General features: G+C 57.4%; 11 protein-coding genes. 6 read left to right on the forward strand and 5 right to left on the reverse strand.

What is annotated here, in order from left to right:
• Positions 1–13: 13 nt before the first annotated feature.
• Positions 14–334: an ATP-dependent Clp protease adapter ClpS gene (gene clpS, locus KK102_RS05240; RefSeq protein ID WP_006174393.1), complete on the reverse strand. Its 321-nt coding sequence runs from the start codon at positions 332–334 to the stop codon at positions 14–16.
• Positions 335–601: 267 nt separating this feature from the next.
• Between clpS and cspD the strand changes: the two genes are divergently transcribed.
• Positions 602–823, forward strand: a complete 222-nt coding sequence (gene cspD, locus KK102_RS05245) for a cold shock-like protein CspD (RefSeq protein ID WP_006174390.1) — start codon at positions 602–604, stop codon at positions 821–823.
• A gap of 70 nt (positions 824–893) precedes the next feature.
• Here cspD and macB read toward each other — a convergent pair whose 3' ends face one another.
• Both macB and macA read right to left on the reverse strand, forming a co-directional pair.
• Positions 894–2,834, reverse strand: a complete 1,941-nt coding sequence (gene macB / locus KK102_RS05250) for a macrolide ABC transporter ATP-binding protein/permease MacB (RefSeq protein WP_216357104.1) — start codon at positions 2,832–2,834, stop codon at positions 894–896.
• Complete coding sequence (gene macA, locus KK102_RS05255) at positions 2,831–3,946, reverse strand: macrolide transporter subunit MacA (RefSeq protein WP_010429157.1); 1,116 nt, start codon at positions 3,944–3,946, stop codon at positions 2,831–2,833. Before macA ends, macB begins: the two co-directional genes overlap by 4 nt.
• Positions 3,947–4,105: 159 nt before the next feature.
• On the opposite strand from macA, the gene KK102_RS05260 reads away from it, so the two are divergent.
• Positions 4,106–5,062 carry a VirK/YbjX family protein gene (locus tag KK102_RS05260; RefSeq protein ID WP_216357105.1) on the forward strand — a complete coding sequence of 319 codons (957 nt, stop codon included), beginning with the start codon at positions 4,106–4,108 and terminating at the stop codon, positions 5,060–5,062.
• Here the strand turns inward: KK102_RS05260 and KK102_RS05265 are convergent.
• Complete coding sequence (locus KK102_RS05265) at positions 5,059–6,717, reverse strand: ATP-dependent endonuclease (RefSeq protein WP_216357106.1); 1,659 nt, start codon at positions 6,715–6,717, stop codon at positions 5,059–5,061. The genes KK102_RS05260 and KK102_RS05265 overlap by 4 nt on opposite strands.
• Positions 6,718–7,091: 374 nt before the next feature.
• Here KK102_RS05265 and aqpZ point away from each other — a divergent pair, with 374 nt between their 5' ends.
• The 4 genes from aqpZ to hcr all read left to right on the forward strand — a co-directional run bounded on the left by aqpZ (position 7,092) and on the right by hcr (position 11,633).
• Entirely contained in the window at positions 7,092–7,787 is a 696-nt protein-coding gene (aqpZ, locus tag KK102_RS05270; RefSeq protein ID WP_126543572.1) for an aquaporin Z, read from the forward strand.
• 170 nt (positions 7,788–7,957) lie between these two features.
• Positions 7,958–8,857, forward strand: coding sequence for a LysO family transporter (locus KK102_RS05275; protein ID WP_126543571.1), 900 nt, complete (start codon positions 7,958–7,960; stop codon positions 8,855–8,857).
• 144 nt (positions 8,858–9,001) lie between these two features.
• A complete protein-coding gene (gene hcp, locus KK102_RS05280; RefSeq protein ID WP_216357107.1) occupies positions 9,002–10,654 on the forward strand; it encodes a hydroxylamine reductase in 1,653 nt (550 codons plus the stop codon).
• 10 nt (positions 10,655–10,664) lie between these two features.
• Positions 10,665–11,633, forward strand: a complete 969-nt coding sequence (gene hcr / locus KK102_RS05285; RefSeq protein WP_216357108.1) for an NADH oxidoreductase — start codon at positions 10,665–10,667, stop codon at positions 11,631–11,633.
• Between the two features lie 88 nt (positions 11,634–11,721).
• Here hcr and KK102_RS05290 read toward each other — a convergent pair whose 3' ends face one another.
• Positions 11,722–12,156, reverse strand: a complete 435-nt coding sequence (locus KK102_RS05290; RefSeq protein WP_126543569.1) for a DoxX family protein — start codon at positions 12,154–12,156, stop codon at positions 11,722–11,724.
• Positions 12,157–12,198 lie beyond the last annotated feature (42 nt).

The raw sequence follows: 12,198 nt of genomic DNA on the forward strand, positions 1-12,198 counted from the left end.
ATTTTATGCCTTATCAGGCCTTTTCCAGCGTACACAGCAACGGATGCTCGTTCTCCCTCGCATAGTCGTTCACCATCGCCACTTTGGTTTCCGCGACTTCGGCAGTAAAGATGCCGCAGATCGCTTTGCCTCGATAATGAACGGTAAGCATCAGTTGCGTTGCACGTTCTACATCATAAGAAAAGAACTTTTGTAGCACGTCAATAACAAATTCCATCGGCGTGTAATCATCGTTCATTAACATAACTTTATACATAGATGGCGGTTTTAGCGCGTCGCGCACTTTGTCTTCCGCCAGCTGGTCAAAATCCAGCCAATCGTTGGTCTTACCCATTATGCATAACCACTTTGAATCTACCTCAGATGTTAGATAACAATCATCTATTACTGTCATCCGCGATGTCTGTCACAAACTGTTGCAATAGCGTTAACTGCCTCAAATTTTGGTTGATTATTGTCCCAACTCCAGCGCCAAACGCTTGACGGCTTCTTCCGTTTATCTAAATTGTACAAGCGTGAGATGGCGAGGTTTTGAACAGCCCCCACTCCACCACCGGTTCATTCCATCTTAACTTATAAGATTTACGAAGGATGTCGAAGCATGGAAATGGGTACTGTTAAGTGGTTCAACAACGCCAAAGGGTTTGGCTTCATCTGCCCTGAAGGCGGCGGCGAGGATATCTTCGCTCACTATTCCACCATTCAGATGGATGGTTACAGGACGCTCAAAGCCGGGCAGTCCGTTCGGTTCGATGTACACCAGGGGCCTAAAGGCAATCACGCCAGTCTGATCGTCCCCGTTGAAGCAGAAGCGGTTGCATAGCTCCCTGATTCATTGTGTACACCCCGCAGGCAAAATGCCAGCCCGATCGGCTGGCATTTTTATTTTCAGCCTATTCGCGAGCCAGCGCATCCACCGGATCCAGTCTTGCCGCATTGCGTGCCGGTAACCAGCCAAACAAAATACCCGTGAAGGTCGAGCACAGGAACGCCGTGAGGATCGCCACGGGGGAAAAGCCAATCTCCCAACCCGGTAAAAAGAGCTGGAGCGCAAACGCGATCATCATCGAAAGCGCGATCCCCATCGCCCCGCCGACCAGACACACCAGCACCGCTTCAATCAAAAACTGCTGCAGCACGTCGCTGGCTCTGGCCCCGACCGCCATGCGGATGCCAATCTCCCGCGTGCGCTCCGTGACCGACACCAGCATGATATTCATCACCCCGATACCGCCGACAACCAGCGAAATCACCGCCACCAGCGTCAGGAACATCTGAAGAGTACGTGTGGTCTTTTCCGCCGTTTTCAAGAGACCGTCCATGTTCCAGGTGAAGAAATCCTTCTTCCCATGGCGCAGGGTGAGCAGTCGCTCAAGCTGCTGTTCGGCCATCGCGCTGTCGTAGCCCTCCTTCACGCGAACGGTGATGGAGTTAAGCCAGGACTGGCCCATAATGCGCCCGGAAATCGTCGTGTAGGGCAGCCAGACGCGCAGGATTTTGCTGCTGCCGAACATCGACTGCTTCTCTTCCGCCACGCCGATCACCGTGGCTGGCATATTGCCCACCAGGATCACCTCGCCCACCACGCTGGTTTTATTCGGGAAGAGCTGCCTGCGGGAGTTGGCGTCTAACACCACCACCTGCGCCCTGCCCGCCAGCTGCTCGGCGTTGAAGGTCGCCCCTTCGCTGAAGGTCATGCCGTAGACGTTGAAGTAGTCGCCGCTGACGCCGTTGGCGCTGGCCGCTACGTCAATGTTGCCGTAGCGCAAACGCAGGTTTTGTGAGACCGCAGGCGTGGCGGAGTTCACCCACGGCTGCTTCTGGATCGCCGCCAGATCGTCATACTTCAGCGCCTGCTGATACTGCGGCTCGTCGTCGCCAAAGTCTTTGCCGGGATAGACGTCGATGGTATTGGTGCCGATGGCGCGGATATCCGCCAGCACCAGCTGTTTCGCCGCGTCGCCCACCACCACAATCGACACCACCGAGGCAATACCGATGATGATGCCGAGCATCGTCAGCAGGGTGCGCATTTTATTGGCCGCCATCGCCAGCCAGGCCATGGTCAGCGCTTCACGAAAGCCGCTGGAGAACTGCCCCCAGCCGGTTGCGGCCGGCAGCGCCTCTTTCGGTGCCGCCGCCCGGGACTCGCCCGGCGGCGGGTTGCTCACCAGCTCGCCGTCGTGGATCTCAATGATGCGTTCCGCCTGCGCCGCCACCTGCGGGTCGTGGGTGACGATAATCACCGTGTGGCCCTGATCGCGCAGCTGGTGCAGGATCGCCATCACCTCTTCGCCGGAGTGGCTGTCGAGCGCGCCCGTCGGTTCATCCGCGAGGATCACCTGCCCGCCGTTCATCAGGGCGCGGGCAATACTCACGCGCTGCTGCTGCCCGCCGGAAAGCTGCGACGGCTGATACTCCACGCGCTCCGCCAGACCAAGGCGCGTTAACAGCGCCTTCGCGCGCTCAAGCCGCTTCTTCCGCTCGACGCCCGCATAAACCGCGGGAACCTCCACGTTCTGCGCCGCGCTCAGGTGAGAAAGCAGGTGGTAACGCTGGAAGATAAAGCCGAAGTGTTCCCGGCGTAGCCTGGCCAGCGCGTCGCCGTCCAGGGTGGAGACATCCGTTCCGGCCACCCGGTACGTGCCGCTGGTGGGTTTATCCAGACAGCCGAGAATGTTCATCAGCGTCGATTTACCGGAACCGGACGCCCCGACAATCGCCACCATCTCGCCCGCTTCCACGCGCAGCGAGATCCCTTTCAGCACCTCCACCGGGCCGTCGCCGGACGGATAGCTGCGGCGGATATCCTTCAGCTCAAGCAGCGCGGTCATTTAGCGGCTCCGGGCAGGCTTTCGCTGGTGACAACCTCCTCACCCTCTTCCAGCCCTTTCACCACCACCACGTCGGTGTCGTTGCGCGCGCCAATCACCACTTCGCGCTCGCGCGTTTCGCCGTTGCGTAGCACCTTCACCTTGTAGCGGCTATCCCCGGCGGATTCACCCAGCGCGGAGAGCGGAACGGTCAGCACGTTTTTCACGCCGGTCAGCTGGATATGTACCTGGGCGGTCATGTCCAGACGCAGCACGCCCTGCGGGTTTGGTACCTCAAAGCGGGCATAGTAGAAGATGGCGTCGTTCACTTTTTCCGGCGTCGGCAGAATGTCTTTCAGCACGCCTTCGTAGCGGGTCTGCGGATCGCCCAGCACCGTAAACCAGGCGTTCTGCCCCGGCTTAAGATGGATCACATCCGCCTCGGAAACCTGGGCTTTGACCAGCATGGTGCCCATGTCCGCCAGCGTCAGGATGTTTGGCGCCTGCTGCGCGGCAATCACCGTCTGTCCCTGCAGCGTGGTGATTTGCGTCACTTCTCCGGCCATCGGCGCGACGATTTTGGTGTAGTCGAGGTTGGTTTTCGCCGTATCCAGCGAGGCCTGATTGCGTTTAATCTGCGCGTCGATGGTGCCGATCTGCGCCTGTTTTACCGCCAGCTCCGTGGTGGCGGTATCGAGATCCTGCTTCGAAATGGCCTGGGTTTTCGCCAGCGCCTGCTGGCGCGTCAGCGTCACCTGCGCAAGGTTACGCTCCGCCAGAGCCTGCGCACGCTGCGCGCGCAGCTCCATCAGCGTCGCTTCCACTTCGCGGATCTGGTTTTCGGCCTGTTCAGGATCGATAACGCCAAGCAGCTGGCCTTTTTTGACCTTGTCGCCAATCTCGACGGACAGCGTTTTCAACTGGCCGCTCACCTGCGCGCCAACATCGACTTTACGCAGGGCATCCAGTTTGCCGGTCGCCAGCACGTTTTGCTGCAGCTCGCCGGGGCGAACGATCAGCGTTTGATACTGTGGTACAGGCGCATTGAGGACCTGCCAAAGCCAGAATCCACCGACCACCAGCACGACCGCCAGCAGCAGAAACAGTTTTCTGCGTTTTCCCTTAAGGTTCATAAATATTCCAAATAATTATTCTGGCTAACATCACCGTTGATTCTATCTAAACCACTCCTCAACGAAACCCCTGTTTTCTGGAAATGGCCGCATTTGTTTACATGACGTTGACAAAACGCCTGCTGAAATAGCCTTCTTCCCCCAGAAGCAGGATCTAACATGTCTTCCATAGTCGATACACCTTATTCCTCTTTGCCGCAGCCTGCGTCCGGCTGGGCGCTTTTTAAAAGTCTGGCAACCGGTGCCATCACGCCCGGTCTGGCGTGGCAGAACCCCTCATATCGACGCAAATTTATGTTACGTTCCCTGGCTTCCCCTTTCAGCACCGCCCGCCTGCTGGCAAGCCTGGCAAAGCAACCGCGTCTGATGCAAATCTTGCAGGTCCAGCCGGGGCTGCCGTGCCGCCTGCATCGTCCGTGGCTGACGGTCAGTATGAACCGCCGGAACGCGCTGGAGGCGCTAAACGGGCACTATCAGACGATGAGCCAACGCCTCCCCGCCGCGCTGCTCAAGGGCTATCTTTCAGGTCAGGGGATGACGCTGCTGACGCTAACCGGAAAGGACGAGCAGCAATTCACGATTCGCCTGTGTGCCGATGCCTTCATGGATAAAGAGGGTGAAGCAACCCTTACCTTCTGCAACCATCAGAACACCGTGCTGGCCGAAATGACCTTTACGCTGTGCCCGTTTGAGGGAAAATCCACGCTGTTCATCGGCGGGTTACAGGGCGCAAAAGCGCACGTTCCGCATGAGTTGATTCAGGGCGCAACCAAAGCGTGCCACGGCCTGTTCCCGAAACGTCTGCTGGTTGAAGCGGTGATGACGCTGGGCACCGCGTTCCCGGTTGAACAGATCCTCGCCGTGAGCAACGCCACTCACATTTACCGTAGCTGGCGTTACCGCAAGAAAAAAGAGGGGAAACTGCTGGCGGATTACGACAGTTTCTGGCGCTCCCTGGGTGGCGAACGCCAGGAGAGCGGCCATTTCGCGCTGCCGTTAACCATGCCGCGCAAACCGATGGAAGAGATCGCGAGTAAGAAACGTGCTGAATACCGCCGCCGCTACGAACTGCTGGATAGCCTGATCCAACAAATGACGCAGGCGACCCAACGTTAATCCGCCCTCCCGCGTGCCAGCCAAAGCACGCGGGAGAACATTTTACGCAGCAGCGTGGGCACGGACTCTACGCCTCGCCTTCCCGCCTCCGTCGCCACTTCGATGGCCAGGTCCGGCTTCGACGAACGATGAATCGCTTTGGCGATCACCCGCCGCATGTTCATCGGCACATCCACCGGGATCATCGCCACGCGGTGAAAAACATCGTCAAATCCCTGTCGATACATAAAGTGTTCCATGTCCATCGCGGGCAGCATAGTCAGATGGTCACGCTCTTCTTCGCGATCGTTATTCAGCAAACCGCGCACGGTTGCGGCATACTTTTTACCTGCTTCATCGCCATCGACCAGAACATGCCATTCAATCCCCATCCTGCGGGCAAACTTGATCAGCGGTTTTAACCCCGACTGGGCAAACTCTATGACCTTAATACCTTCCGCATCGAAGTGGTGACCGCACTGACGCGCCAGTTCGTTGATAACCCAGGTCTCGGTTTCACCCTCAACCAACAGCCAGCAGCGGGCAAACAGCGATGACGCACGATTAAAGCGAATATGAAATGCAATGCGGCGACCGTCTTCCGCATTCAGGCCGCCCGGCCCCAGCCGGTATGCGGATACGCGTGAGGATTCGCGCACCAGGCGGCAGACGTATTCCACGGGGGTTAGCGAGAGCAACTCGCCGGAGTTGGTGGTGGTCACGCGCTGCAGCGGCAGCAGGTTCAACAGGTGCCACGCAACGGAGAGCATGATGGGATGCAGACGCGTCTCGGGGTCTTCCACCAGCAGCAGCGGGCGGGCGTCCCGGTCTAACCGAACGGTGCCTTTCGCCTGCAAAAGCGTCGAGAATAACCCCAGCAGGATCACCCGATGGGTACGTCCACCGGGCCGGTCTATCATCCGGTTAATGATATCAAGATAGCGCCAGCTGCGTTGTTCATCGTGCGAACGGCGACGCATCAGGCGATGGCGTGACTGTGACGTCCCCTGCTCGGAAAAATAGTGCTCCAGCAGCTGCACCATGGCCGAAAGCCCCTGGCGGATTTGACCATCGGTGAGGTTTTGCGGGCGAGAGACCAGCTCACGCGCCAGGAAATCCAGCTCGCGGGCGGTGACTTCCACCTCCGGCATATTGGGTACGGTACCGTTGCGGATCCGGCGCATAAAGCGCGCATCGCGCAGGCGCAGCACCGGCGAGAGGCGAATCAGGTGGCGCGCCAGGTCGTCAATATTCTCCAGCGGGATGGGGTTGCCTTTTTCATCAAGAAACTCACGCAGGGTTAACACCCCGTCATTTTCCGCCATCTCCCCTTCAAGACGATAGAAAATACGGTGATAGTCATCATCGCATGGCACCCAGCATGGCGACATCGGGCGGAAACGACGCACGCGATGCCGCCCCGGCTCGGACTCGCGGAACGTCAGGATGATATGCAGATGCTTCTCGCGCCCGGTGACATCCCCCGGCGGAAACCAGAAGTCATCGTGAACGAAGTGGTACAAGTCATCTTCAGGGGAAAGCAGCAGGGTCAGCGCATCCAGCAGGCTGGATTTACCCCAGGCGTTTTCACCGATCAGGACGTTGTTCTGCTCCAGCTGGAGCGACAGGCGGTTAATACCGCGAAACCCGACAATTTCCACACGTTCGAGAAGCATAAATCCCCCGCGTAATAACCACTTTTTCCTTCAAGTTATCAGCAGTATAGCGGCAGCAGGGCCGAGTGGACACTGCCAGACACCTCCGTTATTCCGATGAAGCACGAAAAATTCAGAATTTACCCATCAAGTTTCATTTGAAAAGGTGCTTACAGAACAAGATACTCCCGTTTGAAAATTGGACTATGCTCTATTTACCTCCAGTTTGAACAAGGATTGACATCACATTGCCTTAAATCAAATTATCCGAATTTATTTAAGTGGCGAAGGGATGTTGTTGCTTTCTAAAATAAAGGCTCTTTGAGTCGTCATCCCTTTATGGCGATATAACCCGTGCGCAGGATAGCGTGCGGAAATTTATTATTGAGGTGGTTATGTTCAGAAAATTAGCGGCAGAATGTTTTGGTACATTCTGGCTGGTGTTTGGTGGCTGCGGTAGTGCCGTGCTGGCAGCGGCATTCCCGGAATTAGGTATTGGTTTTGTCGGCGTCGCGCTGGCATTCGGCTTAACGGTTTTAACCATGGCATTCGCGGTAGGGCATATTTCCGGCGGTCATTTTAACCCTGCTGTGACGCTGGGTTTATGGGCGGGCGGTCGTTTCCCGCTGAAAGACGTATTAGGCTATATTATTGCCCAGGTTATTGGCGGTATTATTGCAGCCGCAGTCCTGTACGTGATTGCCAGCGGCAAAGCAGGCTTTGACGCCGCAGCCAGCGGTTTCGCCTCTAACGGTTTCGGTGAACACTCCCCGGGCGGCTACTCCATGCTGTCTGCCATCGTGATTGAAATCGTACTGACCGCAGGCTTCCTGCTGGTTATTCACGGCGCAACGGACAAATACGCACCTGCAGGCTTCGCGCCAATCGCCATTGGTCTGGCGCTGACGCTGATTCACCTGATCTCAATCCCGGTGACCAACACCTCCGTTAACCCGGCGCGCAGCACCGCGGTTGCTATTTTCCAGGGCGGTTGGGCGCTTGAGCAGCTGTGGCTGTTCTGGGTGATGCCAATTATCGGCGGTATTCTGGGCGGCGTGCTGTATCGCACCCTGCTGGAAAAACGCGATTAATTGCGCCCGGTGTCGGGTGGCGCTAACGCTTACCCGACCTACGTGAGTGTGCACTTGTAGGCCGGGTAAGGCGTAGCCGCCACCCGGCTTTTTTATTGCTCCTTTACCTGACAGCCGTTATTGGGTAGTGTCTCTGGCGCTCAACAGATACTCAAAAGGACCGGCTGTTCATGTTTTCAGGACTCCTCATTATTCTGCTGCCCCTGATTGTGGGCTATCTTATTCCGCTGCACAGAGAATCCGCATTACGGCTCATCAACCGTTTTCTCAGCTGGATTGTTTACGTCATTCTTTTCTTTATGGGGATAAGCCTGGCCTTCCTGGATAATCTGGCGACAAATTTGCTCTCCATCCTCCATTATTCCGTGGTCACCGTGGTGGTTATTTTGCTGTGCAATATTGCCGCGCTGTTCTGGCTGGAACGCACTATTCCCTGGAAAAATAACCATCAGCAGGAAAAACTCCCTTCCCGTATTGCGATGGCGCTGGAATCATTAAAACTCTGCGGCGTCGTGGTGCTCGGTTTCCTTCTTGGCCTTACCGGATGGTCATTTTTACAGCACGCCACGGAGGCCAGCGAATATACCCTGATCTTCCTGCTGTTCCTGATTGGTATTCAGCTGCGAAATAATGGCATGACGCTGAAACAGATTGTCCTCAACCGCCGGGGAATGATAGTCGCCATTGTCGTCGTCGCCAGTTCAATGGTCGCAGGCGTGATTAATGCCGTTATTCTCGACCTGCCGCTGAAAACCGGCCTGGCGATGGCGTCGGGTTTTGGCTGGTACTCCCTCTCCGGTATTCTTCTGACCGAATCGTTCGGTCCGGTCATTGGCAGCGCCGCTTTCTTCAATGACCTTGCGCGCGAATTGATTGCCATCATGCTGATCCCGGGTCTGGTACGCCGCAGCCGCTCTACCGCGCTGGGCCTGTGCGGCGCGACCTCGATGGACTTTACCCTGCCGGTTTTACAACGCTCAGGGGGGCTGGAGCTGGTCCCCGCCGCCATCGTTCACGGCTTTATTTTAAGCCTGCTGGTTCCCGTTCTGATGGCCTTCTTCTCGGCCTGATACTTCTTTGGCGGTAGCGAACCTGCCGCCAAAATTGCGCTAAATCAATCTCCCTCTATTTTGTAGCAGAAAGCCCTTTTCACCGTTCTGGCACAGGCATAACCTTAAACATGTATATCAAATATAACTTTAACAGGTGTGATTATGTTTTGTGTGCAATGTGAACAAACCATCCGTACCCCGGCAGGCAATGGCTGCTCCTACGCACAGGGTATGTGCGGCAAAACCGCAGAAACATCTGACCTGCAGGATCTGCTGATTGCAGCCCTGCAAGGCCTCTCCGCCTGGGCCTTTAAAGCCCGTGAATACGGCATTGTCGACCACTATATCGACAGCTTCGCCCCTCGCGCATTTTTCTCCACGCTAACCAACGTTAACTTCGATTCTCCGCGCATTGTCGGCTACGCCCGCGAAGCCATTGCCCTGCGTGAAGCGCTGAAGGCGCAGTGTCTGAAGGCCGATGCCACCGCCCGAGTGGAAAACCCGATGTCCGAACTTCAGCTGGTGAGCGACGATCTCGGCGACCTGCAGCGTCAGGCGGCAGAATTCACCCCGAATAAAGACAAAGCGGCGATCGGCGAGAACATTCTCGGCCTGCGTCTGCTGTGCCTGTACGGCCTGAAGGGCGCGGCGGCCTATATGGAGCATGCGCACGTACTCGGTCAGTACGACAATGACATCTACGCCCAGTACCACAAAATCATGGCGTGGCTGGGCACCTGGCCTGCCGATATGAACGCGCTGCTGGCGTGCTCGATGGAAATCGGGCAGATGAACTTCAGGGTAATGAGCATTCTGGATGCCGGTGAAACCAGCACCTACGGCCACCCGACGCCAACGCAGGTCAACGTCAAGGCGACCGAAGGCAAGTGCATCCTGATTTCCGGTCACGACCTGAAAGATCTCTACAACCTGCTGAAACAGACCGAAGGAACCGGCGTTAACGTCTATACCCACGGTGAAATGCTGCCCGCGCACGGCTACCCGGAACTGCGCAAGTTTAAGCACCTGATCGGTAACTACGGCAGCGGCTGGCAGAACCAGCAGGTGGAGTTCGCCCGCTTCCCGGGCCCAATCGTGATGACCTCTAACTGCATCATCGACCCTACCGTGGGCGCGTATGACGACCGCATCTGGACCCGCAGCATCGTCGGCTGGCCGGGCGTGAGCCATCTTGAAGGTGACGATTTCGGACCGGTGATAGCGCAGGCGCAGCAGATGGCAGGCTTCCCGTACAGCGAGATCCCGCACCTGATCACCGTCGGCTTCGGCCGCGAAACCCTGCTGGGCGCCGCTGATTCGCTGATCGACCTCGTCAGCCGTGAAAAGCTGCGCCACATCTTCCTCGTCGGCGGCTGCGACGGCGCGCGCGGCGAGCGTAACTACTTCACCGACTTCGCCACCCGCGTGCCGGAAGACTGCCTGATCCTGACGCTGGCGTGCGGCAAATACCGCTTCAACAAGCTGGACTTCGGCGACATCGAAGGTCTGCCGCGCCTGATCGATGCGGGCCAGTGTAACGATGCTTACTCAGCCATCATTCTGGCGGTCACGCTGGCGGAGAAACTGGGCTGCGGCGTGAACGATCTGCCGCTGTCTCTGGTGCTGTCATGGTTTGAGCAGAAAGCGATTGTCATCCTGCTGACCCTGCTTTCTCTCGGCGTCACCAACATCGTGACCGGCCCGACCGCGCCAGGCTTCCTGACGCCGGACCTGCTGGCGGTGCTGAACGAGAAGTTCGGCCTGCGTTCCGTGACCAACGTTGAAGATGATATGAAGCAGCTGCTGAGCGCGTAAGGAGGAACTCATGACCATGCCAACCTCACAATGTCCGTGGCGGATGCAGGTTCATCACATCCATCAGGAGACGCCGGATGTGTGGACGCTGTCGCTGCTGTGCCATGACTACTATCCGTACCGTGCAGGCCAGTATGCGCTGGTCAGCGTTCGCAACTCGGCGGACACCCTGCGCGCCTACACGATCTCCTCCACGCCGGGCGTGAGCGAGTACATTACGCTCACCGTCCGCCGCATCGACGACGGTGCAGGCTCCCAGTGGCTGACCCGTGACGTGAAGCGGGGAGATTATATCTGGCTGTCTGACGCGCAGGGGGATTTCACCTGTGACGACAAAGCAGACGATAAATTCCTGCTGCTGGCGGCGGGCTGTGGCGTAACGCCGATTATGTCGATGCGCCGCTGGCTGGCGAAAAATCGCCCGCAGGCTGACGTGCAGGTGATCTTCAGCGTGCGTTCACCGGAAGATGTCATTTTTGCCGAGGAGTGGCGTGATTATCCGGTAACGCTGGTGGCGGAGCACAACGCGACCCACGGTTTTGTGCCCGGTCGCCTGAGCCGCGAGCTGCTGCAAAGCGTGCCGGATATGGCGAACCGCACCGTGATGACCTGCGGACCGGCGCCGTACATGGATATCGTCGAAAAAGAGGTGAAAGCGCTTGGCGTGACCCGCTTCTTCAAAGAGCAGTTCTTCACGCCGGTGGCGGAGGCGGCAACCAGCGGCGTTAAGTTCACCAAACTGCAGCCAGCGCAGACCTTCTTTGGGCGCGTGGGTTCCACGCTGCTGGAGGCGCTGGAAAGCAACCACGTACCGGTGGCGGCGGCCTGCCGTGCCGGGGTCTGCGGCTGCTGTAAAACGAAAGTAGTTTCCGGGGAGTACAGCGTCACCAGCACCATGACGCTGTCCGACGCGGAAATTGCCGAGGGTTACGTGCTGGCGTGCTCGTGCCATCCGCAGGGTGATCTGGTTCTCGCATAAACAATAAACGTTCGTAGGCCCGGTAAGCGTCAGCGCCACCGGGCTTTTTTGCCGGGTGGCACTGCGTTTACCCGGCCTACAACAACCCCTACCGCCACGCCGGACCTTTCCCTAACGCAAACCGCCCTGCCCCTAAAAACGCGACCGCCAGCGAGCCGATAAAAAAGTACACCAGGCTTTCAATCGCCCATGCGCCTACCGCATCCAGCGCTAAGGTTTTGCCCGTGCCCACCATCAGCCACGCCACGATCATCGTAAACGCCAGCACCAGCGCGGCCGGGCGCGTAAAGAGCCCGACAATAATCAAGATCGGTGCCACCACTTCGCCAATCAACACGCCGTAGGCGATAAACCCCGGCAGCCCTTTTTCCACCAGCATGCCGCTGATGAACCCCACGCCGCCGAAAAGCTTGTGCAAACCGTGAAAAAGCATCAGCCCACCGACGGCAAGTCGTAACAAGAGTTTGCCAAGATCGTCGCACGATAGCTTTTCATTAACAGCAATTAACAATGATTTAACCATTTGAAATGATTCCTGTTTTCACCCTAAGCATCACCAGATTAT

The sequence above is a fragment of the Enterobacter quasimori genome (assembly GCF_018597345.1).
Lineage (GTDB): Bacteria > Pseudomonadota > Gammaproteobacteria > Enterobacterales > Enterobacteriaceae > Enterobacter > Enterobacter mori.